Origin of the sequence: Clostridium sp. AM28-20LB (assembly GCF_003480665.1) — a bacterium.
Taxonomy (GTDB): domain Bacteria; phylum Bacillota; class Clostridia; order Lachnospirales; family Lachnospiraceae; genus Otoolea; species Otoolea fessa.
In genome coordinates, this window is record NZ_QUJN01000001.1 from 26,638 (window position 1) to 53,485 (window position 26,848).

A 26,848-nucleotide genomic window follows, 5' to 3' on the forward strand; every position below is an offset into this window, starting at 1 on the left:
AGTAGGAGAAAAAATATGATTATAAAAGATGTAAATCTGGAAACCGTCTGCGGTATCACCAGTAAGCTGCCGGCAAATACACAGCCTGAATTCGCGTTTGCAGGCAAATCAAACGTCGGCAAATCGTCCCTGATCAATGCGCTGATGAACCGCCGATCCTATGCGAGAACATCCTCGCAGCCGGGCAAGACCCAGACGATCAATTTTTACCATATCAACGACGCGTTTTACTACGTCGATCTGCCAGGGTACGGCTACGCGCGCGCGAGCGTCGAGGTCAAGGCAAAGTGGGGCAAGATGATTGAGAATTATCTGCACAAATCGCAGATGCTTCGCTGCGTCTTCCTACTGATTGATATCCGTCATGAGCCATCTTCAAACGACAAGCTCATGTACGACTGGATCGTTTCCCAGGGCTTCCAGCCGATCCTGATTGCGACCAAGGCTGACAAGATCAAGCGCAGCCAGCTCCAGAAACAGTTAAAGATTCTCAGAACAGGTCTGGGAGTCGGCACCGAAGTGATGATGATTCCGTTCTCCGCCGAGACAAAACAGGGCAGAGAAGAGATCTGGAACTATCTGGAGACGGAGATCTGGAAGGTGGAACATCCGGGGGAATAGATGCCGGTGGGTAACTGTTCACAGGTAGGAATTTTCTGAACTGAAAATTCCGTACGATACAGTTCCGGCAGCAGATTTTGCCGATTTGGAATGCGTAGCATCGGCAAAATCCCGTTGCTGAGCACACGTGTGTGAACAGTAACGCCGGTGGAGAGTGCGGACGGCGAGAAATAGAATAGAGTTTTAGAAAAATTCGAAAAATAAACGTATAAACTGCGGTATCTGACCGGATATCAGGCGGCGCCTATCCTTGCGGGCAATGTCAAATATCTGGGCTGGGTGGCGCAGTTTTTTGTTTCACAGGAAATTGCGTCCTATGAAACAAAAAAAGCGTTAGGTTTTTTTGAGAGAATAAAATATATATTTCTGGAAAATATAAAAATTGAGGTAACTGTTCAGTAGGTCTGCGCATTTACTGCGTTTTAATGAATTTTTGCGCGTGACTGTGAAGGTACTGAACAGTTACGAATTGAGAAAAATAATAAGGCTATCTTGAAGTAAAAAGTGATAGGATGGAATTTAAGCCTTATGGTGGTGCGGGTTGTGATTGAGTTGTGAGATAGAAGGGAGCAGCCATGTTTGAAAATCGGACGGATCTGGCGTTGGAGGAGAGAGAAAGTTTTGAGGGGGATGGGGGCGAAATCGGCGGTGTGGCGCTGCGGGAATGGCGCTGTCATGGCAGTTCGATCCGGATGACGGAAGTCTCGATTTTGAACGAAAAAGGTGCGGAATCAATGGGAAAGCCGATGGGAACCTACCTGACGATGGAAGATCCGGGGCTGTCGGAGACAGAGGACGCATACTGTGAGGCGGCTGCCGGGGAGTTAGGACGGCAGCTGGCGTCCCTGATCCGGAAAAACTGTGCTTCAACCATGGCCGGACTTTCGATTCTGGTAGCGGGACTGGGAAACCGGCAGGTGACGCCGGATTCGCTGGGACCGCGCGTGGTGGATGGGCTTTCGATGAACCGCCATCTGCGGACGGAGCCAGGCAGAAGAAATGGCACATACCTCTATACGGCTGAGAAAGCGGGGCGGACGGTGCATCCGGTTCTCAGCGGTATCCATCCAGGGGTGATGGCACAGACAGGGATGGAGACGGCAGAAATTGTCCGCGGCGTCGTGCGGGAGAGCCGCCCGGATCTGGTGATCGCGGTCGACGCGCTGGCGGCGCGAAACGTCCACCGTCTGGCAAGCACCATTCAGCTGACGGATACAGGAATTCATCCGGGTTCCGGCGTCGGCAACCACCGCCGGGGAATGACGCGGGAAAATCTCGGCGTGCCGGTAATCGCGATCGGCGTTCCGACGGTTGTGGGCGCGGCGGCGATCGTTCACGGGACGGTCAATGCGTTAGTGCGGACACTAACCGCCTCAAAAGAGGGCAGCCGGTACGGTGAATACATCCGGGAACTGGATTCGGACAGCCAGTATGAGCTGATCCGGGAACTTCTGGAACCTGAATTTGGAGCGATGTTTGTGACCCCGCAGGACATGGACGAGCGTATCTGCAAGCTGAGCGCAGCAATCGCCGAGGGGATCCGGCGGGCAGTGGAGCGGCTGGAGGAAGAAAGATAACACTGAAAAAAATGCCAGATTGAAAAACAGAACCAAACAGGAAACTACACTTTGCTAATCGCATAGGATAGAACAGGAAAGAAGGGAGATGAATGCGGTGCGGTGGTGGCAGAGGGCAGCCGGGCTCCTGATGGTTCTGTTTTTGCTGACAGTCGGCTGGAAGATGCGTGCATTCATCTGGACAGCTGTGCAGAATGCGGTGGTAAGGTCCTGGTATCCGGTCTGGGGGACTAATTTGCGGGATATACCAGATTCGGAGGAGGGGAAAAGGCATAGACTTGCCGGGTGGAAGAAACAGACGCAGGGAGAAGCCGATCCGTCCTATTATAAATATCTGGAAGAACAGGAAGTCCGGCAGGAGTATATGGATTTCCTGGCACAGTTTTCCGGGAGTAGGCTGGTGGATGGAACTTTACTTGGAAAATGGAACGGGCTTGTTCATGGAAGTGGGAGACAGGGCGGCGGAGAGACAGACGAAGAGAGGCTGTATAGTGCTGGAAAGAATGGAGAAAAGACAGAGAGGGCAAATCCTGCCGCACTGGTGGACAGCCCGCGTCTGCGGAAAAAGCTGGAAGATTATGATTATCTGATCCAGCATTTTTTTACAATCCACCCGACGGCATCGATTGACCGGAGCCTGATGAACGCAGAGACATTTTTATCGATGGATCTGACAATCAGGAAGGACGAGGCGGACGGACCACAGATCTTGATTTATCATACCCATTCGCAGGAAAATTATAGAGATTATGCGGGAAGCGACGGAAAGGGAGCGGTGGTGTCTCTGGGGGAAGAGCTGGCAAAACGGCTGCGGGCGAAAGGATATCAGGTCTGGCACGATACAACTGCCTATGATATGAAGTCGGGGCATCTAGACCGGAGCCGTGCCTATACATATGCCTGCGAGGGTGTCACGAACCTTTTGCAGAAATACCCGTCGATTCAGGTGATTTTAGATGTGCACCGGGACGGTGTCAGCGAGCAGACGCATCTAGTCACGCAGATAGAAGGAAAACCGACGGCGCAGATCATGTTCTTCAACGGTACCAGCGAGACGCCGGACGGACCGATCGAGTATCTGGCAAATCCCTGCAGGAAGGAAAATCTGGCGTTCAGTTTCCAGATGAAGTGGAACGCCGATCAGATATATCCTGGGTTTACGCGGACGATCTATTTAAAGGGGCTTCGTTACAATCTGCATCTACGCCCGCGCTCGGCGCTGATCGAGGTCGGGGCACAGACGAACACATATGAAGAGGCGGTCAATGCGATGGATCCGCTGGCGCAGCTTCTGGATCAGGTGCTGGCAGGTTAATGGCAAGGCTTTTAGTCAAGGCTTTTTCTATTTCAGGACTTGCGGCGTACCTGAAAAAATGGTATATTCATTTAGATCAGGTGTTATTTATTATAAAAGATGATTTTAAATAAAAAATAAGATATCGCAGCAAACATGTTGCTGCCAAACAAAGTGATACAGAGAGAGGAATGAACGGATGGCAATTATAGATCAGAGCAAAATCAGAAATTTCTGCATCATTGCACATATCGATCACGGCAAATCAACGCTGGCAGATCGTATTATTGAGATGACGGGACTTTTAACGAGCCGTGAGATGCAGGCGCAGGTGCTTGATAACATGGATCTGGAGCGGGAGAGAGGTATTACCATCAAGTCGCAGGCAGTCCGCACGGTATATAAGGCGAAAGACGGTCAGGAGTACATTTTTAACCTAATCGACACGCCTGGACATGTGGACTTTAACTACGAGGTTTCCCGAAGCCTGGCGGCGTGCGACGGCGCGATTCTGGTTGTGGATGCGGCACAGGGAATCGAGGCGCAGACGCTGGCGAATGTATATCTGGCGCTGGATCATGATCTGGAGGTCATTCCGGTGTTAAATAAGATCGATCTGCCGAGTGCGGATCCGGAGCGCGTGGCAGCGGAGATCGAGGATGTGATCGGTCTGGAGGCGTCAGATGCACCGCGTATTTCTGCGAAGACCGGCTTAAATGTCGAGGCAGTTCTGGAGGAGATCGTGCAGAAGATCCCGGCACCGGCGGGCGATCCGGAGGCATCGCTGCAGGCGCTTATTTTCGACTCTCTGTATGATTCTTACAAGGGCGTTATCGTATTCTGCCGTGTGAAGAACGGTACGATCAAAAAAGGCACACGCATGAAAATGATGGCGACCGGAGCGGCTGCCGAGGTTGTGGAGGTTGGATATTTTGGCGCAGGTCAGTTTATTCCGTGCGAAGAGCTTTCAGCCGGTATGGTTGGCTATGTGACTGCCAGTATTAAAAATGTGCAGGATACCCGCGTGGGCGATACGATTACCGATCTGGACAACCCATGTGCAGAGCCGCTTCCGGGTTACAAGAAGGTAACGCCGATGGTATACTGCGGTCTTTATCCGGCGGACGGTGCGAAATATCCGGATCTGCGGGATGCGCTGGAGAAGCTGCAGCTCAACGATGCAGCGCTCTATTTTGAGCCGGAGACATCGGTAGCGCTGGGCTTTGGTTTCCGGTGTGGTTTCCTGGGGCTTCTCCATCTGGATATTATCCAGGAACGCCTGGAACGCGAGTACAATCTGGATCTTGTGACAACGGCGCCGGGCGTTGTATACCGGGTGCACAAGACGAACGGCGATATGATTGAGCTGACGAACCCGTCAAACCTGCCGGATCCGTCCGAGATTGCCTATATGGAAGAGCCGATCGTGTCGGCGGAGATCATGGTTACGACCGAGTTTGTCGGTGCGATCATGACGCTGTGCCAGGAGCGCCGCGGCGTTTACCTGGGAATGGAGTATATTGAGGCGAGCCGTGCGCTGCTGAAATATGAACTTCCGTTAAATGAGATTATTTATGATTTCTTCGATGCATTGAAATCGCGCTCCCGCGGTTACGCGTCGTTTGATTATGAGTTAAAGGGCTACGAGGAATCCAAGCTGGTAAAACTGGATATTCTCGTCAACCGCGAGGAAGTGGACGCGCTCTCTTTCATCGTATTCGAAGGTTCGGCATATGAGCGCGGCAGAAAAATGTGCGAGAAGCTCAAGGATGAGATTCCGCGTCATTTATTTGAGATTCCAATCCAGGCGGCGGTCGGTGGAAAGATCATTGCCCGCGAGACGGTCAAGGCAATGCGGAAGGACGTTCTGGCAAAATGCTACGGCGGCGATATTTCCCGAAAGAGAAAACTTCTGGAGAAGCAGAAGGAAGGAAAGAAACGTATGCGTCAGATCGGAAACGTAGAGATTCCGCAGAAAGCATTTATGAGCGTCCTGAAGCTGGACGAGGAATAATGGAATTATATATACACATCCCGTTCTGCGTCCGCAAATGCCGTTACTGTGATTTTCTTTCGTTTGCGTCCGATGCGTGCGTGCGGGAAAAATATGTGGATCAGCTGATCCGGGAGATTGAAAGCATTCCGGAAGAGGATGCAGGGCAGTGTCCTGAAAATGCGGCGCCGCGGCTAAACCTGACAGGGCGGACGGTGGAGACGATCTTTATCGGCGGCGGAACGCCGTCCCTGCTTCCACCATCGGCGATTGAGCGGATTCTGGCAGCCGTCCGGCAGGTCTTTCGGGTAGAGCCGGATGCGGAGATCACGATGGAGGCGAATCCGGGGACATTGACGCCGGATTCGGCAGCCGGTTACCGGAATGCAGGGGTCAACCGCCTGAGTCTGGGGCTGCAGTCGGCTTCGGAGGAGGAATTGCGGCTTTTAGGGCGGATTCATACGCGGGAGCAGTTTTTACAGAGTTTTCGTGCTGCGCGGGACGCTGGATTTGACAATATCAATGTCGATCTGATGTCGGCGCTTCCGGGACAGTCGGAGGAGAGCTGGCAGGAGACTCTGCGGTTCGTCTGCGACCTTGAACCGGAACATATTTCCGCATACAGCCTGATTGTGGAAGAAGGCACGCCGTTATATGAAGAGTACGGGGAGATGTGCGCGGATCTGGAAAAATACGGCGATTACGCCTCTATGCCAAAGCGTTTACAGACGAAGTATGAAGGCTGCAAATGTCTGCCGGATGAGGAGACAGACCGGAATATGTACCACCACACGAAAACAACGCTGGCGAAGCTGGGCTATGAGCGGTATGAGATTTCCAATTATGCCAGACCGGGCTATGCCTGCCGCCACAACATCGGTTACTGGACCGGTGTGGAGTATCTGGGGCTTGGTCTGGGGGCATCCTCGCTGGTGGGCGGGAAGCGCTTTCAGGTGACGGCGGATTTGAACCGTTATCTGGTGTTTACGAAAGAAGAGCTGGCAGCGGGCGCGCAGTATGAGGAAATACACGAATTGAGCCGTCAGGAGCGGATGGAAGAATTTATGTTTCTGGGGCTGCGGCTGACCGGCGGCGTCCGGACGGCAGAGTTTGAACGCCGGTTTGGCGTGGCGATGGAAGCGGTGTACGGTGAGGTGATCGAGAGGCTTTTGAAAGAAGGATTGTTGGAAGCAGCGGTCCAGACAGATAGCCATATCCGCCTGACTGAATATGGCTTGGATGTCAGTACCTATGCACTGGCGGAGTTTTTGCAATAAGAATAGAAATGTATGCCCGGAGTGCTTTTTGATTTCTGTTTTGCGACGGCAGGAGGAATTTGGGCGTGCATGAAAATTTTGGAGGATGTAGCATGGATTGCACGATACTGCAGTTTATAATCGTCTGCCCGATGGTATTTCTGGCAGGCTTTGTGGATGCGATCGCAGGGGGAGGCGGATTGATTTCACTTCCGGCGTACCTGATCGCCGGGGTTCCGACCCATATGGCGCTCGGAACCAACAAAATGAGTTCCATGATGGGAACGGCAATCGCGACCGGGCGGTTTGCCAAAAACGGTTACATACAGTTTAAGAAGGTGGTTTGGTTTATCGTGGCGGCGCTGATCGGTTCTTCGATCGGTTCGAACCTGACTTTGTTAGTCAGCGATAAGATTTTACAGTATATGATGATCGTGATTCTTCCGATTGTAGCATTTTATGTTATGCGGAATAAGAAAATGGGCGATGATTCGCTGGCGGGCACCCTGCCGGAGCGGAAATCGTTCCTGATTGCGCTGGCATCCGCGCTGATCATCGGTATTTATGATGGTTTTTACGGACCGGGAACCGGAACTTTCCTGCTGCTGGTGCTCACAGGAGCGGCGCGCTATACGATGAAAGAGGCGGCGGGTACGACAAAGGCGATCAATCTTTCGTCTAATGTGGCGGCGTTTGTCACATTTGTGATTCACGGCAAGATCATTTACACGCTGGGGCTGGCTGCGGCGATCTGCAGTATTTTAGGAAATTATATCGGTTCCGGTCTGGTAATGGGAAATGGACAGAAGATCGTGCGCCCGCTGATTCTGGTAGTGCTGGCGATCCTGTTTGTGAAGATTTTATTGGGAAATTAGAAAAGAAAATTAAAACGATTAGGCGGATTCTTCGTTTGACACATTTACAGTGAAAATGATGAAAAAATAGCTGCGTGATGAAACGTGAATATTTGGCTGATAAGTCGTTTCAATAAAGAGAGGTAACGAACATGAAATGGAAGAAATTTACGCTGACGACCACCACAGAGGCGGTGGATCTCATCAGCTACACATTGGATGAACTCGGCATCGAGGGCATTGAGATTGAGGACAATATCCCGCTGACCGAGAAAGAGACGAAGGGAATGTTCATCGACATTCTGCCGGAGCTTCCGCCGGATGAGGGCGTGGCGAAGGTAAGTTTTTATCTCGATGAGGATGATGATATCCCGGCGATGATGGCGAAAGTCAAAGAGGCGCTGGAAGAATTGAAGACGTTTACCGATCTGGGCGCCTGCACGTTTGCAGAATCCGAGACGGAGGATAAGGACTGGATCAACAACTGGAAACAGTATTTCAAACCGTTTACGGTCGATCACATCCTTATCAAGCCGACCTGGGAGACAGTGCCGGAGGAGCACAAGGACAAGCTGCTGATTCAGATCGATCCGGGTACGGCGTTTGGTACGGGCATGCATGAGACAACGCAGCTGTGCATCCGCCAGCTCGAGAAATACGTGACACCGGATTCAGAGGTGCTTGATGTCGGAACCGGAAGCGGTATCTTAGGCATCACGGCGTTAAAACTGGGCGCAAAACACGTATTTGGAACGGATCTGGATGAAAATGCGATCACAGCCGTTGGCGAGAATCTGGAAGCAAACGGAATTGCACCGGAGCAGTTCAAGGTCGTACAGGGCAACATCATCGACGACAAGGCAGTGCAGGACGAAGTAAAATACGAGTATTACGACATTGCGGTTGCCAATATTCTGGCAGACGTTATCATCATGCTACAGAAAGAGATCCCGGTTCATATTAAGAAAAATGGTATCTTCATCACATCAGGTATTATTGATATGAAGGAAGAGGCAGTCAAGGCGGCATTTGAGGCGAACGATGCCTTTGAGATTGTAGAGATCACCCATCAGGGCGAGTGGGTTTCTGTGACAGCGAGGAAAAAATAATCATGTACCATTTTTTTGTGGAACCGCACCAGATCGGGGCGGAAGAAATCCGGATTGAGGGCGCGGATGTCAACCATATCCGCAATGTTCTGCGGATGAAGCCGGGCGAGGAGATCCTGATCAGCAGCCGTGAGGGCGGCGACTATTTCTGCCGCGTGGAAGAACTGGAACCAGAGTATGTTTCGGCAAAGATTCTGGAAGAATGGGAAAACAAAGAGCTTCCGGCGCGGATTCACCTGTTCCAGGGGCTTCCGAAGGGCGATAAGATGGAACTGATCATCCAGAAGGCGGTGGAGCTGGGGGCATACCGGGTGGTTCCGGTCAGCATGAAGCGCTCGGTTGTCAAGCTGGATGCGAAAAAAGCGGACGCGAAGAGAAAACGCTGGAATGCGGTTTCTGAGAGCGCCGCGAAGCAGTCCAAGCGCAGCCTTATCCCGGAGGTGGCGCCGCTTATGACCTACAAAGAGGCGGTCAAAGAGGCAGCCGGGTACGATATGGTTCTTCTGCCATATGAGTCGGCGGACGGCATCCGGAAAACGAGGGAACTGCTGGCGTCGGTCAAGCCGGGTACGGATATCGCCGTTTTCATCGGTCCGGAGGGCGGTTTTGAGGACGAAGAAGTCGAGCTTGCCAGGGAAAACGGGGCGGAGATCGTAACGCTTGGAAAGAGAATTTTGCGGACGGAGACGGCAGGCTTGTGTATGCTGTCGGCACTGATGCTGCAGTTGGAAGTGTAATTGGAAAATTACAAAGGAGATAGAGATAAAAATGGAAGCCTATTTTGATAATTCAGCGACCACCAAGGTGCTGGACTGCGTAAAGGATGCAGTCGTTGATGCAATGTGCGTCAACTACGGAAACGCGGCGGCGAAGCACAGAAAAGGTGTGGAAGCAGAAAATTTGATTCGCGAGGCAAAGAAGGCGATCGCGGATACACTGAAAGTGCAGGAGAAGGAGATTCTCTTTACTTCCGGCGGAACAGAGTCGAACAATACGGCGCTGATCGGCACGGCGCTGGCAAACCGCAGAGCCGGAAAACACCTTATCACGACCGGTGTGGAACATCCGTCGATCTACAATACGATGTCATTTCTGGAGGAGATGGGCTTTGAGGTGACCTATCTTCCGGTCGATCATCTGGGGCATATTTCTCTGGAGGATCTGGAAAAAGCTATCCGCGAGGACACGATCCTGGTGTCTGTGATGTACGTCAATAACGAGGTTGGAGCAGTAGAGCCGATCGAGGCGATCAGCCAGTGCATCAAGAAGAAAAATCCGAAGACATTGTTCCATGTCGATGCGATCCAGGCATATGGAAAATATAAGATCCGTCCGAAAAAACAGGGAATTGACCTGCTTTCCGTCAGCGGACACAAGATCCATGCGCCGAAGGGCGTCGGATTCCTCTATATCCGCGACGGTGTCAAGATCCGCCCGATTCTGTTTGGCGGCGGCCAGCAGAAGGGCATGCGTTCCGGTACGGAAAATGTGCCGGGGTGTGTCGGACTCGGCGTGGCAGCACGCGAGGCGTACAAAGATTTTGATGCACGCATCGAAAAGCTGTATACACTCCGGGAGCACCTGATTGCGGGATTGAAACCGCTCGGCGGCGTCACCATCAACGGCAGTGAGGACCGCACCAACGCGCCGCAGATCGTCAGCGCCAGCTTTGAGGGCGTCCGCAGCGAGGTACTTCTCCATGCGCTGGAGGACAAAGGGGTTTATGTATCGTCCGGTTCCGCCTGCTCGTCCAATCATCCGGGCATCAGCGGTACTTTAAAGGGAATCGGCGTGAAAAAAGAACTTCTCGATTCGACGATCCGGTTCAGTCTGGGTGATCTGAATACCGAGGAAGAAGTAGACTATGCGATCGGCGTTCTGGGAGAACTGCTTCCGGTACTGCGCCGTTACCAGATGAAATAAAATGGCTGTTTAAAGAATGGCTGTTCAGTTTTTTTGCGGGAAAGCAGAAGAATGACAGCCTGTTGTAGAAAGGGAATTCCATGTTTCATACATTTTTGATTAAATATGCGGAGATTGGCCTGAAAGGTAAAAACCGCTATGTATTCGAGGACGCGCTGGTGTCCCACATCCATCACTCGTTAAAACGTCTTGATGGAAAATTTACCGTAACCAAGGAGGCAGGGCGTATCTATGCGACCGCAGCGGAAGAATTTGATTACGATGAGGTCATCGACGCACTGAAAAAGGTATTCGGTATTGCGGCGATCTGTCCGATGGTTCAGTTAGAGGACAACGGATATGACGACCTGAAAGCGAAGATTGTTGAGTATGTGGACAAAGCATACCCAGATAAACACTTTACGTTCAAGGTAAACACCCGCCGTGCCAACAAACAGTATCCGCATACCTCCGAGGAAGTCAACCGCGATCTCGGTGAGGTCATCCTGGACACATTCCCGGAGACGAAGGTAGACGTACACAATCCGGATGTTCTTTTAAATGTGGAACTGCGTGCAAAACGTATCAACGTATACTCTCTAGTGATTCCGGGACCGGGCGGTATGCCGGTCGGAACCAATGGACGCGCGATGCTGCTTTTATCCGGCGGTATCGACAGCCCGGTGGCAGGATACATGATCGCAAAACGCGGCGTTACCATCGAGGCAACCTATTTCCATGCGCCGCCATACACCAGCGACCGTGCAAAACAGAAAGTAGTCGATCTGGCAAAACAGGTAGCAAAATACGCAGGTCCGATCAAATTAAACGTAGTCAATTTCACAGATATCCAGCTCTACATCTACGAGCAGTGCCCGCATGAGGAGCTGACGATTATCATGCGCCGCTACATGATGAAGATCGCGGAAGAGCTGGCGAAGAAAGACGACTGTCTCGGACTCATCACCGGCGAGAGCATCGGTCAGGTAGCATCCCAGACGGTTCATTCCCTGGCGGTTACCAATGCAGTCTGCACACTTCCGGTCTTCCGCCCGCTGATCGGTTTCGATAAACAGGATATCGTCGATATTTCCCTGAAAATTGGTACCTACGAGACATCGATCGAGCCGTATGAAGATTGCTGCACCATCTTCGTAGCCAAACACCCGGTTACCAAGCCGGTCCTGCACCTGATTGAAAAATCCGAGCGCAATCTGGAAGAGAAGATAGATGCGCTGGTAAAAGAGGCGATCGATACGGTTGAGGTTATCCGGTGCTAGTCATATAAAATAGAGGATTTGGAGGAACAACGATAATCCAGAGAAGCCGCTGGAGCCGTTCTTCCAAATCTAAAAAAGAACCGCTGCAAAGCGCGTTGCTTAACAGCGGTTTTTTTCGTTTCAAACAGAACCATCTCGATCGTTCTAATGGTTGCTATACAATGTACGGAGCCAGTGTCGTTAAGATCTCGTCAATCTGGTTCTCAGAATGGATGTTTAAATCAATCGGTTTGGACAGATCCAGACTGAAGATACCCATGATGGATTTAGCATCAATCACATAACGTCCGGAAACAAGGTCAAAATCTACGTCGAACTTCGCTAAGTCGTTGACGAAGGATTTAACTTTATCGATCGAGTTTAAAGAAATACGAACTGTTTTCATGAAAAAAACCTCCTCTATCTACAATAATACTTTTATACTACAAAGTAATCTGACAAAAGTCAAGAGAGGATTCAATTTAAAGGAGATAAAAATGAGAAAAGCGGCATTCCACAATCTGGGCTGCAAGGTGAACTCATATGAGACGGAAGCCATGCAGCAGCTCTTAGAGGATGCAGGATATGAGATTGTGCCGTTCCGGGAAGGAGCGGATGTTTATATTATCAACACGTGTTCCGTGACAAATGTCGCCGACCGGAAATCGCGCCAGATGCTGCACCGGGCAAAGAAAATGAACCCGTCGGCGGCTGTTGTGGCGGTCGGCTGTTATGTGCAGGCAGCAGGCGCGGAGCTAAAAAAAGATGAGGCGGTCGATCTGATCGTCGGCAATAACCAGAAAAAAGATCTGGTACAGATTCTGGATGATTATTTTGCAGATCACGAAAATAGCGGTGAGATTCTGGATATCGGACATTCACAGGAATACGAAGAACTCCATATCCGCCGGATTGCTGACCATACGCGTGCCTTTATCAAGGTACAGGACGGCTGCAACCAGTTTTGCAGCTATTGTATTATACCATATACGAGAGGACGCGTCCGCAGCCGCCGCCCGGAGGACATCGAGCGCGAGGTGCGCGGGATTGCGGAAGCCGGATACAAGGAAATTGTCTTGACAGGTATCCATTTAAGCTCCTATGGTGTCGATTTCAAGGATGAGCAGAAAGAAAATCTGCTGACTTTAATCAAACGTCTCGACCAGATTCCGGGCATTGAGCGCCTGCGCCTTGGTTCTCTTGAACCACGTATCGTAACCCGCGAATTTGCCAAAGAGCTGGCGAGTCTGCGGACCATCTGCCCGCACTTCCATCTGTCACTCCAGAGTGGCTGTGACGCGACCTTAAAGCGCATGAACCGCCGCTACAATGCTGCTGAATACCAGGTGTGCTGTGAAATTCTGCGGGAAGAATTTGACAATCCGGCGATCACGACCGATGTCATCGTAGGATTCCCGGGTGAGACCGAAGAAGAATTTGCTGAAACAGAGCGCTTCTTAAAAACGATCCATTTCTACGAGATGCATATATTCAAATACTCCCGCCGCGCAGGCACCCGCGCCGCCGATATGCCGGATCAGGTATCAGAAGGAACCAAATCTGTCCGCAGCGATATCCTGCTGGCACTGGAAAAACAGCAGTCCTTAGAATACCGCGGGCGCTTCCTCGGAACTGAAGAAGAAATCCTTCTCGAAGAACCCATCGAGATCGACGGAACTAAATACATGATGGGACACACCCGCCAGTACGTCAAAGGTGCCGTTCCATACGAAGAAGGATTAAAAAATAAGACGGTGAAGGGAATCTTCACGAAGGCACTGAATGAAGAGGTGCTTTTACTGGAAAGTGAATAGAAGACCGTAAACGAAAAAACCAATGATACCCCCAAGATGGGATTCATTGGTTTTTTACATACATATAAAATTTCAAAAAATGACATAAATAGAATATATCGACTTAATAAATTAACCAGTAAGCAATCAATGAACCCCGACGAGATCCTTAATAACCTCCCCGGCAATAATCAGTCCCACTACTGATGGTACAAACGAGATACTACCCGGAATCTGCCGTCTGTCGGTACATTTACGGGCGGTTCCCGGCGGGCAGACACAGTGGGAACGGCAGGAGATTGCCATATCATCGCCCGGAGTCAAGGGTTTCTCTTTCGAATAAACCACTTTCAGTTTCTTGATTCCGCGTTTTTTTAGCTCACGCCGCATGACCTTCGCGAGGGGGCAGACGGAAGTCTTATAAATGTCAGTTACCTCAAAGGCAGCCGGATCCAGCTTGTTTCCGGCACCCATCGAGCTGATGATCGGCGTGTGGCTTGCCTCTGCCTGTTCTACCAGCATCAGTTTTCCCGTTACGGTGTCGATTGCGTCGATCACGTAGTCATACTGGGAAAAATCAAATTCCTTCGCGGTATCCGGCATGTAGAATGTCTTGTAGGTGTGGACAACCGCATGCGGGTTGATGGATTTGATGCGTTCCTCAGCGACATCGACCTTGTACTTTCCGATGGTGGAGGTGGTTGCGATGATCTGACGGTTGATGTTGGTTAAGCAGACCTTGTCATCGTCGATGAGATCAAGCGTGCCGACGCCGCTGCGCGCGAGCGCCTCCACCGCATAGCCGCCGACACCGCCGATGCCGAAGATGGCAACGCGGGCTTTCGATAAACGCTCCATGGCATCCCTGCCGAGGAGAAGTTCAGTTCTGGAAAATGAATTTAACATATGATACTCCCTTGTAATATATTCTGTCAGTAGCTTCACAGTCACAACTGTGCTATACTAAATAATAGCAGGCTCTGTTTCTGAACGTTTTTTACCCATCAGTTCGGTATTTTATTGTAAAGGTGCGGTCTGCGTTTGTCAAGAAAGACATGAAGAAACGTAACAAAGTGTGCAAATAATCGTTACTGGGCACGTATGCGTGAACAGTAACAAATAATCAAAAAAAGGTTGACAGATATTGCATAAAGTGATAATATGCCTACTAAGCTGATAGGAAAAAGAAAAGGAGTGAAGATCATGAAAGCAGTCAATGGTTTTGGGATGAATATGATGTGTTGCAGCAATGGTTGTATTTGTATGGATCGATGTTGTTGTCGCATTTGTGTACGCGAAAACCAGAAGGCTGGACTTCGGTAAGCGAGGTTTCCGGGAAAAACGGGTTTCGTGAACCTTTTTATTCATAAGGGTTAAGGATATAGAAAGAGCGCATCCGCGTACACAGAAAAACAAGCAGGACAGGCGGCAGAAAAGCTGGATTGGACGGCGGTAAATGTGTATAGAGGATGGGCTCTTTTCGCATTTTAAACTTCTTTTGAAGCGAGTTTTTCAAATTGGAAAAGAGTTCTGGAAAAAAGAAGAATCTATAGAAATATATAAAAATTAAAAAATATAAAAATCATCACAGATACAGGAGGAAATCATCATGGCAAACATTTATAAGGGAACACTGGGACTGGTAGGAAACACACCGTTAGTTGAGGTTGTGAATGTTGAGAAAGCGCTGGGACTGGAAGCAACGGTTCTGGTAAAACTGGAGTATTTAAATCCGGCTGGAAGCGTGAAGGATCGTATTGCAAAAGGCATGATTGAGGATGCAGAGAAGAGAGGTGTCCTGAAAGAGGGTTCCGTCATCATCGAGCCGACTTCCGGCAATACCGGTATCGGTCTGGCGTCCATCGCAGCAGCGAAGGGATATCGCATCATCCTGACGATGCCGGAGACGATGAGCGTGGAGCGCCGCAACATTCTGAAAGCGTACGGTGCAGAGATTGTCCTGACTGAGGGCGCAAAGGGCATGAAGGGCGCGATCGAGAAGGCAGAAGAGCTGGCAAAGGAGACACCGGGCAGCTTCTTAGCCGGTCAGTTTGTCAATCCGGTCAATCCGGCGGTTCACAGAGCAACCACTGGTCCGGAGATCTGGAATGATACCGACGGAAAGGTTGATATCCTGATCGCAGGCGTTGGTACCGGCGGAACTCTGACAGGTACCGGCGAATACTTAAAATCCCAGAACCCGAATGTGAAAGTCGTAGCGCTGGAGCCGGCTTCCTCCCCGGTATTAAAGACAGGCAAGGGCGGCGCACACAAGATTCAGGGTATCGGCGCCGGATTTGTACCGGATGTACTGAACACTAAAATTTATGATGAGATTTTCGAGGCGGAGAATGAGGATGCATTTGCAGCAGCAAAACTTCTGGCACACAAAGAGGGCATCTTAGTCGGCATTTCCTCCGGAGCAGCCCTGCATGGTGCGATTGAGCTGGCAAAGCGGCCGGAAAATAAGGGGAAAACCATTGTAGCGATTCTTCCAGACAGTGGTGACCGCTATTATTCCACACCACTCTTTACAGAGGACTAGGAGTTACTGGGCACGTATGCGTGAACAGTAATGACTAAGAGACTAATTATAGAAATAGGACTTCCCAGAATGCGGGGAGAGTGTTATAATTAATAGAAAATGAGTTACTGGTTACGTGCGCGTGAACGGTAACAAAGCAGCAGAAAACACAGGACCCGTTTGTTTGGCAGAGCACTGTCAGAGCGGATCCTGTGCTTTTGTTTCATTTCATGAGAATTGTGTCTTATTTCTTAAAGAGGATTTTGCAAATAACGGATACAGGAGAATATACAATGAAAACGATTACGATTGAGGAGCTGGAAGCGTTAAAGGATGCGGAGAAGACGATCGTGGACATCCGCCCGCAGGACCAGTATATGCGCGGAACTTTTCCGGGGGCGGTAAGCCTCCCGGCGTCCCGGCTGGAAGAGCAATATGAGGAAGAAACAGCCAGGTTAGACAAAATGCATCCAGTGTACGTGATGTGCCATACCGGTGAGAAGAGTCAGGAGTGGGTGCGTCGTCTGACCGGAGACGGATTTGACGCGGTCAATGTGGAGGGTGGTTACCGTGCGTGGCTGCGCCTCTCCCTGTCCCGCTTCGTAGGCGGAGAATCCGAGGCGGATCGAGAGGAAAAACGGGCGAGAATTGAGCAGAGTATTATAAAAAAATTCCGAAAGCCGATCTGGCGGGCGTTTACGCGGGCGCTCAACACCTACGACCTGATTCAGGAGGGCGACAAGATCGCAGTCTGTATCTCCGGCGGCAAGGATTCCATGCTGATGGCGAAACTTTTCCAGGAATTGAAAAAACATGGAAAATTCCAGTTTGAAACCGTTTTTCTAGTGATGAATCCGGGCTACAATGCGGATAACTGGAAGATCATCCAGGACAATGCGAAACTTCTCGGCATTCCGCTGACGGTATTTGAGAGCGATATTTTCGACACGGTGGCGACGATCGAACAGAATCCGTGCTACCTTTGTGCCAGAATGCGACGCGGTCACCTCTATGCACAGGCGAAAGCGCTGGGCTGCAATAAAATTGCGCTTGGGCATCATTTTGATGATGTGATCGAGACGATCCTCATGGGAATGCTGTACAGCGGCAAGATTGAGACGATGATGCCGAAGCTGCACAGCCAGAATTTCGAGGGCATGGAGCTGATCCGTCCGATGTACCTTATCAAGGAAGATGCGGTCAAGGCGTGGCGCGATTACAACGGACTGCAGTTTATACAGTGCGCGTGCCGTTTTACTGAAAATTGCGTGAGCTGCGGAGGCGGACGCGGTTCCAAGCGTGATGAGATGAAGGAATTGATCGCCCATTTCCGCAAGGAGAGCGACGTGATCGAGAAAAATATCTTTAAGAGTGTCCACAATATCAACTTAAAGACTGTGATCGGTTACCACAAGGACGATTGGACGTACAATTTCCTGGATGATTATAATGATAAAAAATAACTTGCCGAATGGGGTAAAGTAGAGTAAAATAAAAAAGAGTAGTTTACCTGCACGCATGGATCAGCAGAGTGACAGAGCGCGGCGGGTATTTAAAAGGACGTGAAGACAAAATGGGTGATATCAGCAATACACAGTTTTTTAGAGCAGTACAGGAAGAGAAGAAGCTGGAGGCAAGCCAGGTTCTGGAACAGGTATATACAGCGCTGACGGAGAAGGGTTACAACCCGATCAATCAGATTGTAGGATATATTATGTCTGGAGATCCGACCTATATTACCAGCCACAAGAGTGCCAGAAGCCTGATTATGAAGGTAGAGCGTGACGAAATTCTGGAAGAGCTTGTGAAGGTATATATTGAGACGAAGCTTCAGTAAAGAGTGGATGCAGCACGGCAATTAAAAAGCGGAAGAGTAAACAGCTGGCGACAACAGTCCAATATCTGACGGGCTGCCAGCTTGTTTTGTTATGGAGAAAATAGAATATGAGAATTATGGGGCTTGATTTTGGATCGAAGACCACGGGAGTGGCAGTCAGCGATCCGTTAGGCATTACAGCACAGGGGATTGAGACGATCACACGGAAGGATGAGAACAAACTTCGCCAGACCTGCGCCCGGATTGAAGAGCTGATCCGGGAATACGAGGTTGGGACGATTGTTTTGGGGTATCCTAAAAATATGAATAATACGCTGGGAGAGCGCGTTGAAAAGACGCTGGCATTTAAAGAGATGCTGGAACGGCGGACGAACCTTCCGGTCGTTATGTGGGACGAGCGCCTGACGACGAATGCGGCGGAGCAGATTCTGATCGAGAGTGGAGTGCGCCGGGAAAACCGGAAGAGCGTGATTGATAAGATTGCGGCAGTATTGATTTTGCAGGGATATTTGGATTTACAGGCACAAGGAAAAGCGGAAGAATAAATTATCAGTGATAAAAATCAATGATTGAAAATAAAGAATAGAAGGAGAATCGTAGAATGGGAAACCTGGATTCAATGTTAGATGAACTGAATAATATGGAAAACAGCATCACGCTGAGGGATGAGAACGGCGAGGAAGTGAAGCTGTATGTCCTGGAAGAGACAAAGTTAAATGGCGAGTCCTATCTGCTGGCAAGTGATACGAAGGACGGCGATGGAGAGTGCTATCTGTTGAGAGATACATCAAAGCCGGAGGATGCAGAAGCAGCTTACGAATTTGTGGACGATGACGGAGAACTGGAGTATATGTCCAAGGTGTTTGCGGAGCTGATGAGCGATCTGGGCGTTGATATCGAATAAAAATCTAAAAATCGAATTTTTGGAGGTGCATTGATTGAAAAAGGAAACAAATCATAATAAGGTAAAGATCATACCGCTCGGTGGTCTGGAACAGATCGGTATGAATATGACTGCCTTCGAATATGAAGACAGCATTATTGTAGTAGACTGCGGTATGGCATTCCCGAGCGACGATATGCTGGGAATCGATCTGGTTATCCCGGATGTATCCTATTTAAAGAACAACATTGACAAAGTCAAGGGCTTTGTGATCACGCACGGACATGAGGACCATATCGGCGCGCTGCCGTATGTACTCCGCGATGTTCCGGCACCGGTATACGGCACCAAACTGACGATCGGACTGATTGAGAATAAATTAAAAGAGCATAATATGATGAAGACCGTCCGCCGCAAGGTCGTAAAGCACGGACAGTCCATCAATCTCGGATGTTTTCGGATTGAGTTTATCAAGACGAATCACAGTATCGCAGATGCATCGGCGCTTGCGATCTTTTCCCCGGCTGGCATTATCGTCCACACCGGCGACTTCAAGATCGATTACACACCGGTATTCGGCGAACCGGCGGATCTGCAGCGTTTTGCCGAGCTTGGAAAGAAAGGCGTGCTGGCGCTGATGTGCGACAGTACCAACGCGATCCGTCCGGGATTTACGATGTCGGAGCGCACCGTCGGCAAGACCTTTGATTCGATTTTTGCAGAGCACAAGAACAACCGGATCATCGTTGCGACGTTTGCTTCCAACGTAGACCGTGTCCAGCAGATCATCAATACGGCATACCACTATGGACGTAAGGTAGTGGTCGAGGGCCGAAGCATGGTCAATGTCATCGGCACGGCGAGCGAACTTGGATACATTAATATTCCGGAAAATACACTGATCGACATTGAACATCTGAAAAATTATAAGAAAGAGGATACCGTCCTTATCACGACCGGCAGCCAGGGCGAGTCTCTGGCGGCACTGTCCCGTATGGCGGCAGACCTGCACAAGAAGGTTTCGATTATGCCGGGCGACGTGGTTATTTTAAGTTCCACCCCGATTCCGGGCAATGAGAAAGCCGTTGCAAGAGTTATCAACGAGCTGTCGATGAAGGGCGCAGAGGTTATCAACCAGGATACCCACGTATCCGGACATGCCTGCCAGGAGGAGATCAAGCTGATGTACTCCTTAGTTCGTCCGAAATTCTCGATTCCGGTACACGGTGAGTACCGCCACCTGATGGCGCAGCGCAACCTGGCAATCTCAATGGGCATTCCGAAGGAAAATGTCATCCTGATGCGCTCAGGTGATGTGATCGAGATCGGGGACGAGGGCTACCGTGTTGCCGACCACGTACAGGCGGGCGGCATCCTGGTCGATGGTTTGGGCATCGGTGATGTCGGAAATATCGTTCTGCGCGACCGCCAGAACCTGGCACAGAACGGTATCATTATTGTGGTACTGACGTTGGAGAAATACAGCAACCAGCTCTTAGCCGGACCGGATATCGTGTCCCGAGGTTTCGTCTATGTGCGTGAGTCCGAGGATCTGATGGAAGAGGCACAGAGAATCGTGGATGAAGCCGTACAAGGCTGTCTTGAGAAGCACGTGAGCGACTGGGGCAAGATCAAGAACATTATCCGCGACAGCCTGAGTGATTTCCTATGGAAGAAGATGAAGAGAAATCCGATGATTCTTCCGATCATCATGGAAGTGTAGAAGACTGCAAAAGCAGCACGGAGGTGGTATATGAGCCGGACATCTGGGGAACCCCATATCGCAGTATCAATTCTGGACAGTGTGTTCCGGATCGTTTTTCTGGTACTGACACTGTTTCTGCTCTATGAGGGCGCAACGAAGGGCTACTGGCTGGGGCATGAGATATTTAACCCGACCGCAGTTGAGGCAGAGCCGGGAAGAATGAGAACGGTTACCATCGAGGAAAGCGAAAGCACCTCCGAGGCAGGCGAAGCGCTGGAACGCGTCGGTTTGATTAGGAGCCGCGTGGTCTTTGTGCTGCAGGCAAAGATTTATGAATACAAGATATATCCGGGGACCTATCAGTTCAGCACCGCCCAGACTTCTCTGGAGATGCTGAAGGAGATGGATGAGGCGGCAGCTTCTGCCGCCAGCCCGGAGGAGGATAAAAGTGATAGTAAATGACAGAATTACCGCCTATATCCAGTCGTTGGACGCGGGCAACGGACCGCTGCTCGACTCGATAGAGGAAGAAGCGCTGGCTGACTGCGTTCCGATCATCCGCAGGGAGACCTCCGCATTTCTGAAAACACTGATTGCTCTCAAGCGCCCGCAGTCGATTCTGGAGGTAGGAACGGCTGTGGGCTATTCGGCTTTACTGATGAGCCGTGTGATGCCGGAAAACTGCCGGATCACGACGATTGAGAAGTACGAAAAAAGAATACCGATTGCCAAGCGCAATTTTGAAAGGGCAGGAAAAGAGCCGTGCATTACTTTACTGGAAGGCGATGCGGAAGAGATACTGGGGACGCTTTCCGGCCCTTATGATTTTATATTTATGGATGCGGCTAAGGGGCAGTATATGCACTGGCTGCCTCAGATTTTGCGTCTGTTGCCGTCCGGCGGCGTTCTTCTGTCGGACAATGTCTTACAGGACGGCGATATCGTGGAATCCCGCTATGCGGTCGAGCGCCGCAACCGGACGATCCACACGCGGATGCGCGATTATTTATATGAACTGACACACATGAAAGAATTTGAGACGTCTGTCATTCCGATCGGGGATGGCGTGGCGTTAAGTGTAAAGCGATAAAAGAAAGGAAAAACATGAGAAAACTGGAACTTCTAATCCCGGCGGGCAGCCTGGACGTCCTCAAGACGGCGGTCCTTTACGGAGCCGATGCGGTCTATCTGGGCGGCGAGGCGTTTGGTCTGCGGGCAAAGGCGAAGAATTTTACGAACGAAGAGATCAAAGAGGGCATTGCGTTTGCCCATGAGCGCGGCGTCAAAGTATATATTACAGCAAATATTTTTGCACATAATGATGATTTAGCCGGTGTGGAAGAATATTTCACAGAACTGAAAGAAATCAAGCCGGATGCGCTGATTATTTCCGATCCGGGTGTCTTTGAGATTGCCAGACGCATTCTCCCGGAGATGGAGATCCATATCAGCACACAGGCAAATAATACAAACTACGGGACGTTCCTTTTCTGGTATAAACAGGGCGCGAAGCGCGTGGTAACGGCGCGGGAGCTGTCCCTGAAGGAGATTCGCGAGATCCGCGAACATATTCCAGAGGATATGGAGATCGAGAGCTTCATCCACGGAGCGATGTGCATTTCCTATTCAGGACGATGTCTTCTCAGCAATTTTCTGACGGGGCGCGACGCGAACCAGGGCGCCTGTACTCATCCGTGCCGCTGGAAATATGCGGTGGCGGAGGAGACAAGACCGGGCGAGTGGATGCCGGTCTATGAAAATGAGCGCGGCAGCTATATTTTCAACTCCCGCGACCTGTGCATGATTGAGCACATTCCGGAGATGGTCGAAGCAGGAATCGACAGCTTCAAGATCGAGGGACGCATGAAGACAGCACTCTATGTGGCAACCGTGGCGAGAACCTACCGAATCGCAATCGACGATTATCTGGAAAGCCCGGAAAAATACCAGTCCAAGATGGAGTGGTATAAGAGTGAGATCCGCAAATGTACCCACCGGGAATACATCACCGGATTTTATTTCCATAAACCGGGTACCGAGTCGCAGGTATACGGAAGCAATACTTATGTAAAACCGTACACCTATCTGGGAACGGTCGGCGCTGTGCGCGGGGATGGCCTGGTTCATCTGGAGCAGAAGAATAAATTCAGCGTGGGAGAGACGATCGAGATCATGAAGCCGGACGGACGTAACCTGCGTGTGGAAGTGAAAGGCATCTTTACTGAGGATGGAACCGCGCAGGAGAGCGCACCGCACCCGAAGCAGCAGCTCTGGGTAGACTTAGGCGGTATGGCAAAGCCGCAGGATATCCTGCGGCGTGAGGACGAAGCGCTGGATTTGTAAAGGTGCGGCTGGATGGACATCAGGAGGATGACAGATGGTTTGGTTTTTAGGAGGAACGGCGGTCCTGTGCCTGTTATATTATATCATAATTGTTATTTATTCAGGTGTTTCGACTTCGTTTGCCTTGATCTGGCCCTGCTTGGCGATCTTTTTGGGACTTCTGGCGGCTGGATGGTGGTTTGGCAGCCAGCATGAGGGCAGAATCCCCGTGTGGATCGGCGTTTCCGTCGGGACAGTATGTGCGGCGGGATTTCTGATTCTGGTGATCACGGAGGTTTTGATCGGCTGGAGCGCCATTACGGCGACGGGACAGCCGGCGGACTATGTGATCGTGCTGGGAGCACGTGTGCGCGGCACCAAGATCAGCAATTCCCTAAAGCAGCGTCTGGATCGGGCGATCGAGTATTCGGAGGAATATCCGAACACGGTTCTGGTGCTTTCCGGCGGAAAAGGTCCGGGCGAGGAGATCAGCGAGGCGCGGGCGATGTACGAATATTTACAGTACAACGGGATTCCGGAGGATAAGCTGCTGATTGAAGACCAGTCTTCCGACACGGTGCAGAACATCGAGTTCAGCCGGACGGTGATCGACCGGCAGGAATACAACAAGGCGCAGGCGGCGCGGGCACACCTGATGGAGTTTTACCGTGAGCGCCCGGACGGCGATACCATCCGGATCGGGATTCTGACGAGCAATTACCATGTGTTCCGGGCGGAGGCGATCGCGCGCAGACAGGAGATCGAGCCGGTCGGCGTGGCAGCTGCGTGCGACCCGGTGCTGGCGGTGCACCTGTGGCTGCGGGAGGCATTTGCCGTACTAAAAGACAAATTTATGGGAAGACTGTAAAAAAAAGAAAAAAAGGTGCGATTCAACGTTACTGGTCACGTATGCGTGAACAGTAACGATTCAACAGATGTCTGTATGCGCTGTGGAATCGTTTTAGAGAAAGGAAAGACAGCATGACAGTAAAAGATTTGAAGAGCTATCAGATCCTGAATGAAAAACACGTAAAAGAGCTGAATTCCGAGGGGATTCTTCTGGAACATAAGAAGACGGGAGCGAGAGTGTTCCTGCTCTCGAATGACGATGAGAACAAGGTATTCTGCATCGGATTCCGCACCCCGCCATCTGACAGCACGGGTGTGCCGCATATCATGGAGCACAGTGTTTTGTGCGGTTCGGCGAAATTTCCGGTCAAGGATCCGTTTGTAGAGCTGGTGAAGGGCTCCTTAAATACCTTCTTAAACGCGATGACCTACCCGGATAAGACGGTATACCCGGTTGCAAGCTGCAACGACAAGGATTTCCAGAACCTGATGGACGTCTATATGGACGCGGTTCTGCATCCGAATATCTATAAAGAAGAGAAGATTTTCCGCCAGGAGGGCTGGCATTACGAGATGGAGTCGGCGGACAGCCCGATCACGGTAAACGGTGTCGTTTACAATGAGATGAAGGGTGCATTTTCCTCCCCGGAGGGCGTGCTTGATCGCTACACGCAGAACACGCTTTACCCGGATACCTGCTATACGCATGAGTCCGGCGGCGCCCCGGAGGTTATCCCGGAGCTGACCTATGAGGATTTCCTGAATTTCCACCGCAAATTCTACCATCCGTCCAACAGCTTTATCTATCTGTACGGAAATATGGATATGGCAGAGAAGCTGGACTGGCTGGATCGTGAGTATTTAAGCCACTATGACCGTCAGCCGGTGGATTCTGAAATTCACTACCAGAAGCCGTTTGACGCGCCGAAGGACCGTGAGATCTTCTATCCGATCACTGAGGATGAGCCGGAGGATCACGCAACCTACCTGTCGGTTAATACGGTGGTGGGCGACGATCTCGACCCGATTCTCTACATGGCATTTCAGATCCTGGAGTATGTGCTTTTGGATGCGCCGGGCGCCGTTTTAAAGAAAGAACTCATCAGCGCCGGGATTGGCCAGGATATCCTGGGAAGCTATGAAAATGGTATTTTACAGCCATATTTTTCTGTCATTGCGAAAAATGCGGATGGCAGCCAGAAAGAGGCATTTTTAAAGACTGTCAAGGGAACGCTTAAGAAGCTGGCAGATGATGGTATCAACCAGAAGAGCCTGATGGCGGGCATCAACTACTATGAATTCCGCAGCCGTGAGGCGGATTTCGGCAACGCGCCGAAAGGATTGATGTACGGCTTGCAGTGCTTAGATAGCTGGCTGTACGGCGGCGATCCGCTGATGCACCTGGAATATGAGGAGACATTTGCATTCCTCAAAAAAGCAGCAAAGGAAGGATATTTTGAAGAACTGATCCGCAAATATCTCTTAGATAACCCGTTTGAGGCGGTGATCACGGTCAGCCCGAAGCGGGGACTGACGGCGATCGAGGATGAGAAGCTGCGTGAAAAGCTGGAAGCATATAAGAAGAGCCTGGGCGCGGAGGAGATTCAGGCGATCGTGGATGGCACGAAAGAGCTGAAAGAGTATCAGGACACCCCGTCCCCGAAGGAAGATTTAGAGAAGATTCCGCTGTTGAAACGCTCAGATATCCGCAAAGAGGCGGAGAAATTTATCCTGACCGAGCGCGAGATTGGCGGAACCAAGGTGCTGGCACATGAGCTCTTTACCTCAGGCATCGGTTATCTGCGCGTGATGTTCCGTACCGACCATGTACCGTCCAGGGATCTGCCGTATGTGGGACTTTTGAAAGCAGTGCTTGGATTTGTCGATACGACGAAACACACATACAGCGATTTGTCGGATGAGATCAACTTAAATACCGGCGGTATCACGCTCAGCGTCAGCTCCTATGCGGACAGCCGGAAACAGGGCGCGTTTACCGGTATTTTTACCGCGAGTGCCCGGGTGCTGTGCGAGAAGCTGGACTTCGGATTTTCAGCGATCGCGGAGATTCTGCTTGATTCAATCCTTGATGATGAGAAACGTCTCGGCGAGATTGTGGCGGAGACGAAATCGAAGAGCCAGATGCGTTTAAATCAGGCGGCACATTCAGCGGCAGTGATGAGAGCCAGCTCCTATTTTTCGGCAGAATCGGCATTTGACGACTGCACGGGCGGAATCGGATTTTACCAGTTCCTTGAAGAGACGGCAAAGCACTTTGATGAGAAAAAGGGAGAGGTGATCGCGAAATTAAAAGAGACGGCGGCACGCCTGTTTACGAAAGAAAATATGCTGATAAGCTACACGGCAGCAGCTGGCGATCAGGCAGGGCTTGAAGCAGCGCTTCCGCTTTTAAAAGAACGTCTTCCACAGGGCGACGGAACCGTTTATCCGTTTGAGTGGAAAAAAGAGAACTTAAACGAGGGCTTCATGACCTCCTCCCAGGTCAATTATCTGGCGCGCTGCGGCAATTTCGTGGAGAAAGGGCTGGCATACAAGGGCACGCTGCGGACGCTGAAAGTCATTCTCGGATATGATTATCTGTGGATCAATGTCCGTGTCAAGGGCGGCGCTTACGGCGTCATGAATGGAGCCGGACGATTTGGCGACAGCTATTTCGTTTCCTACCGCGATCCGAACCTGCGCGAGACGAATGAGGTTTACGAGGGCATCGTGCCGTATCTGGAGCAGTTTGAGGCAGACGAGCGTGATATGACGAAATTCGTGATTGGAACCATCAGCGACCTTGATGCGCCGCTTCTGCCGCCGTACAAAGGCATTCGCGCCGACGCGGCCTGGTTTACCGGCGTGACGGATGCGATGATCCAGAAAGAGAGAGACGAGATCCTGGCAGTTACCCCGGAGGATATCCGGGAGCTGGCGCCGATTATCAGGGCAGTGCTCAGTGAGCAGAGCATCTGTGCGATTGGAAATGCAGAAAAAGTCAAGGCAAATCAGGATCTGTTTAAGACGGTGAAGAATCTGTTTAACTAAACAAAATGCAAGTGAAAGG

General features: G+C 50.7%; 24 protein-coding genes. 22 read left to right on the forward strand and 2 right to left on the reverse strand.

Annotation, left to right across the window (positions count from 1 at the left end):
• Positions 1 to 15: 15 nt before the first annotated feature.
• The 10 genes from yihA to thiI all read left to right on the forward strand — a co-directional run bounded on the left by yihA (position 16) and on the right by thiI (position 11,886).
• On the forward strand, positions 16 to 621 hold the full coding sequence (gene yihA / locus DW739_RS00135; protein ID WP_107001606.1) for a ribosome biogenesis GTP-binding protein YihA/YsxC: 606 nt from the start codon (positions 16 to 18) through the stop codon (positions 619 to 621).
• 575 nt (positions 622 to 1,196) lie between these two features.
• Positions 1,197 to 2,198 (forward strand): GPR endopeptidase, encoded by a 1,002-nt coding sequence (gpr, locus tag DW739_RS00140; protein WP_118472448.1) that lies wholly within the window; start codon positions 1,197 to 1,199, stop codon positions 2,196 to 2,198.
• 88 nt (positions 2,199 to 2,286) lie between these two features.
• Entirely contained in the window at positions 2,287 to 3,513 is a 1,227-nt protein-coding gene (gene spoIIP, locus DW739_RS00145; protein ID WP_118742440.1) for a stage II sporulation protein P, read from the forward strand.
• A gap of 178 nt (positions 3,514 to 3,691) precedes the next feature.
• Positions 3,692 to 5,506, forward strand: a complete 1,815-nt coding sequence (gene lepA, locus DW739_RS00150) for a translation elongation factor 4 (RefSeq protein ID WP_022359720.1) — start codon at positions 3,692 to 3,694, stop codon at positions 5,504 to 5,506.
• Positions 5,506 to 6,762: a radical SAM family heme chaperone HemW gene (gene hemW, locus DW739_RS00155; RefSeq protein WP_118684557.1), complete on the forward strand. Its 1,257-nt coding sequence runs from the start codon at positions 5,506 to 5,508 to the stop codon at positions 6,760 to 6,762. Before lepA ends, hemW begins: the two co-directional genes overlap by 1 nt.
• A 92-nt stretch (positions 6,763 to 6,854) precedes the next feature.
• Positions 6,855 to 7,616, forward strand: coding sequence for a TSUP family transporter (locus tag DW739_RS00160; protein ID WP_118492080.1), 762 nt, complete (start codon positions 6,855 to 6,857; stop codon positions 7,614 to 7,616).
• A 131-nt stretch (positions 7,617 to 7,747) separates the two neighbouring features.
• On the forward strand, positions 7,748 to 8,704 hold the full coding sequence (gene prmA / locus DW739_RS00165; protein ID WP_118742441.1) for a 50S ribosomal protein L11 methyltransferase: 957 nt from the start codon (positions 7,748 to 7,750) through the stop codon (positions 8,702 to 8,704).
• 2 nt (positions 8,705 to 8,706) lie between these two features.
• Positions 8,707 to 9,441: a 16S rRNA (uracil(1498)-N(3))-methyltransferase gene (locus DW739_RS00170; protein WP_117795082.1), complete on the forward strand. Its 735-nt coding sequence runs from the start codon at positions 8,707 to 8,709 to the stop codon at positions 9,439 to 9,441.
• A 31-nt stretch (positions 9,442 to 9,472) separates the two neighbouring features.
• The gene (locus DW739_RS00175; RefSeq protein WP_117795084.1) at positions 9,473 to 10,627 is read left to right on the forward strand and encodes a cysteine desulfurase family protein; all 1,155 of its coding nucleotides are present in this window, start codon (positions 9,473 to 9,475) and stop codon (positions 10,625 to 10,627) included.
• Positions 10,628 to 10,707: 80 nt separating this feature from the next.
• Positions 10,708 to 11,886 (forward strand): tRNA uracil 4-sulfurtransferase ThiI, encoded by a 1,179-nt coding sequence (gene thiI / locus DW739_RS00180; protein WP_107001598.1) that lies wholly within the window; start codon positions 10,708 to 10,710, stop codon positions 11,884 to 11,886.
• 154 nt (positions 11,887 to 12,040) lie between these two features.
• Here the strand turns inward: thiI and DW739_RS00185 are convergent, their stop codons facing one another.
• On the reverse strand, positions 12,041 to 12,271 hold the full coding sequence (locus DW739_RS00185) for an HPr family phosphocarrier protein (protein WP_022359725.1): 231 nt from the start codon (positions 12,269 to 12,271) through the stop codon (positions 12,041 to 12,043).
• Between the two features lie 91 nt (positions 12,272 to 12,362).
• Between DW739_RS00185 and mtaB the strand changes: the two genes are divergently transcribed.
• Positions 12,363 to 13,679, forward strand: coding sequence for a tRNA (N(6)-L-threonylcarbamoyladenosine(37)-C(2))-methylthiotransferase MtaB (gene mtaB / locus DW739_RS00190; protein WP_118742442.1), 1,317 nt, complete (start codon positions 12,363 to 12,365; stop codon positions 13,677 to 13,679).
• Positions 13,680 to 13,805: 126 nt separating this feature from the next.
• Here the strand turns inward: mtaB and DW739_RS00195 are convergent, their stop codons facing one another.
• Positions 13,806 to 14,564, reverse strand: a complete 759-nt coding sequence (locus tag DW739_RS00195; protein WP_118467410.1) for a tRNA threonylcarbamoyladenosine dehydratase — start codon at positions 14,562 to 14,564, stop codon at positions 13,806 to 13,808.
• 703 nt (positions 14,565 to 15,267) lie between these two features.
• On the opposite strand from DW739_RS00195, the gene cysK reads away from it, so the two are divergent.
• The 11 genes from cysK to DW739_RS00250 all read left to right on the forward strand — a co-directional run bounded on the left by cysK (position 15,268) and on the right by DW739_RS00250 (position 26,829).
• The gene (gene cysK / locus DW739_RS00200) at positions 15,268 to 16,203 is read left to right on the forward strand and encodes a cysteine synthase A (RefSeq protein WP_107001595.1); all 936 of its coding nucleotides are present in this window, start codon (positions 15,268 to 15,270) and stop codon (positions 16,201 to 16,203) included.
• A gap of 272 nt (positions 16,204 to 16,475) precedes the next feature.
• Positions 16,476 to 17,645: an ATP-binding protein gene (locus DW739_RS00205; protein ID WP_107001594.1), complete on the forward strand. Its 1,170-nt coding sequence runs from the start codon at positions 16,476 to 16,478 to the stop codon at positions 17,643 to 17,645.
• Positions 17,646 to 17,755: 110 nt separating this feature from the next.
• Positions 17,756 to 18,019, forward strand: coding sequence for an IreB family regulatory phosphoprotein (locus DW739_RS00210; protein WP_022359731.1), 264 nt, complete (start codon positions 17,756 to 17,758; stop codon positions 18,017 to 18,019).
• A 107-nt stretch (positions 18,020 to 18,126) separates the two neighbouring features.
• Positions 18,127 to 18,564, forward strand: coding sequence for a Holliday junction resolvase RuvX (ruvX, locus tag DW739_RS00215; RefSeq protein ID WP_118293431.1), 438 nt, complete (start codon positions 18,127 to 18,129; stop codon positions 18,562 to 18,564).
• A gap of 56 nt (positions 18,565 to 18,620) precedes the next feature.
• Positions 18,621 to 18,923, forward strand: coding sequence for a DUF1292 domain-containing protein (locus DW739_RS00220; protein WP_107001592.1), 303 nt, complete (start codon positions 18,621 to 18,623; stop codon positions 18,921 to 18,923).
• 34 nt (positions 18,924 to 18,957) lie between these two features.
• Positions 18,958 to 20,625 (forward strand): ribonuclease J, encoded by a 1,668-nt coding sequence (locus DW739_RS00225; protein ID WP_022359733.1) that lies wholly within the window; start codon positions 18,958 to 18,960, stop codon positions 20,623 to 20,625.
• A 30-nt stretch (positions 20,626 to 20,655) separates the two neighbouring features.
• Positions 20,656 to 21,069 carry an aminodeoxychorismate lyase gene (locus DW739_RS00230; protein ID WP_117795094.1) on the forward strand — a complete coding sequence of 138 codons (414 nt, stop codon included), beginning with the start codon at positions 20,656 to 20,658 and terminating at the stop codon, positions 21,067 to 21,069.
• Complete coding sequence (locus DW739_RS00235) at positions 21,056 to 21,697, forward strand: O-methyltransferase (RefSeq protein ID WP_022359735.1); 642 nt, start codon at positions 21,056 to 21,058, stop codon at positions 21,695 to 21,697. The genes DW739_RS00230 and DW739_RS00235 overlap by 14 nt, the downstream gene beginning before the upstream one ends.
• Before the next feature lie 14 nt (positions 21,698 to 21,711).
• Positions 21,712 to 22,950 carry a U32 family peptidase gene (locus DW739_RS00240; RefSeq protein ID WP_118467416.1) on the forward strand — a complete coding sequence of 413 codons (1,239 nt, stop codon included), beginning with the start codon at positions 21,712 to 21,714 and terminating at the stop codon, positions 22,948 to 22,950.
• Positions 22,951 to 22,984: 34 nt separating this feature from the next.
• Positions 22,985 to 23,797 (forward strand): YdcF family protein, encoded by an 813-nt coding sequence (locus tag DW739_RS00245; protein WP_107001589.1) that lies wholly within the window; start codon positions 22,985 to 22,987, stop codon positions 23,795 to 23,797.
• A 113-nt stretch (positions 23,798 to 23,910) separates the two neighbouring features.
• Positions 23,911 to 26,829, forward strand: coding sequence for an insulinase family protein (locus DW739_RS00250; protein WP_118742443.1), 2,919 nt, complete (start codon positions 23,911 to 23,913; stop codon positions 26,827 to 26,829).
• The last annotated feature ends 19 nt before the right edge of the window (positions 26,830 to 26,848 follow it).

What these genes read in the sequence shown, in the direction of transcription:
- cysK (WP_107001595.1), top strand. Translation starts at nt 15,268, where the DNA reads ATGGCAAACATTTATAAGGGAACACTGGGACTGGTAGGAAACACACCG.
- gpr (WP_118472448.1), top strand. Translation starts at nt 1,197, where the DNA reads ATGTTTGAAAATCGGACGGATCTGGCGTTGGAGGAGAGAGAAAGTTTT.
- DW739_RS00160 (WP_118492080.1), top strand. Translation starts at nt 6,855, where the DNA reads ATGGATTGCACGATACTGCAGTTTATAATCGTCTGCCCGATGGTATTT.
- DW739_RS00220 (WP_107001592.1), top strand. Translation starts at nt 18,621, where the DNA reads ATGGGAAACCTGGATTCAATGTTAGATGAACTGAATAATATGGAAAAC.
- hemW (WP_118684557.1), top strand. Translation starts at nt 5,506, where the DNA reads ATGGAATTATATATACACATCCCGTTCTGCGTCCGCAAATGCCGTTAC.
- DW739_RS00230 (WP_117795094.1), top strand. Translation starts at nt 20,656, where the DNA reads ATGAGCCGGACATCTGGGGAACCCCATATCGCAGTATCAATTCTGGAC.
- DW739_RS00175 (WP_117795084.1), top strand. Translation starts at nt 9,473, where the DNA reads ATGGAAGCCTATTTTGATAATTCAGCGACCACCAAGGTGCTGGACTGC.
- prmA (WP_118742441.1), top strand. Translation starts at nt 7,748, where the DNA reads ATGAAATGGAAGAAATTTACGCTGACGACCACCACAGAGGCGGTGGAT.
- spoIIP (WP_118742440.1), top strand. Translation starts at nt 2,287, where the DNA reads ATGAATGCGGTGCGGTGGTGGCAGAGGGCAGCCGGGCTCCTGATGGTT.
- DW739_RS00205 (WP_107001594.1), top strand. Translation starts at nt 16,476, where the DNA reads ATGAAAACGATTACGATTGAGGAGCTGGAAGCGTTAAAGGATGCGGAG.
- yihA (WP_107001606.1), top strand. Translation starts at nt 16, where the DNA reads ATGATTATAAAAGATGTAAATCTGGAAACCGTCTGCGGTATCACCAGT.
- DW739_RS00245 (WP_107001589.1), top strand. Translation starts at nt 22,985, where the DNA reads ATGGTTTGGTTTTTAGGAGGAACGGCGGTCCTGTGCCTGTTATATTAT.
- mtaB (WP_118742442.1), top strand. Translation starts at nt 12,363, where the DNA reads ATGAGAAAAGCGGCATTCCACAATCTGGGCTGCAAGGTGAACTCATAT.
- DW739_RS00170 (WP_117795082.1), top strand. Translation starts at nt 8,707, where the DNA reads ATGTACCATTTTTTTGTGGAACCGCACCAGATCGGGGCGGAAGAAATC.
- DW739_RS00195 (WP_118467410.1), bottom strand. Translation starts at nt 14,564, where the DNA reads ATGTTAAATTCATTTTCCAGAACTGAACTTCTCCTCGGCAGGGATGCC.
- ruvX (WP_118293431.1), top strand. Translation starts at nt 18,127, where the DNA reads ATGAGAATTATGGGGCTTGATTTTGGATCGAAGACCACGGGAGTGGCA.
- DW739_RS00240 (WP_118467416.1), top strand. Translation starts at nt 21,712, where the DNA reads ATGAGAAAACTGGAACTTCTAATCCCGGCGGGCAGCCTGGACGTCCTC.
- lepA (WP_022359720.1), top strand. Translation starts at nt 3,692, where the DNA reads ATGGCAATTATAGATCAGAGCAAAATCAGAAATTTCTGCATCATTGCA.
- thiI (WP_107001598.1), top strand. Translation starts at nt 10,708, where the DNA reads ATGTTTCATACATTTTTGATTAAATATGCGGAGATTGGCCTGAAAGGT.
- DW739_RS00250 (WP_118742443.1), top strand. Translation starts at nt 23,911, where the DNA reads ATGACAGTAAAAGATTTGAAGAGCTATCAGATCCTGAATGAAAAACAC.
- DW739_RS00185 (WP_022359725.1), bottom strand. Translation starts at nt 12,271, where the DNA reads ATGAAAACAGTTCGTATTTCTTTAAACTCGATCGATAAAGTTAAATCC.
- DW739_RS00210 (WP_022359731.1), top strand. Translation starts at nt 17,756, where the DNA reads ATGGGTGATATCAGCAATACACAGTTTTTTAGAGCAGTACAGGAAGAG.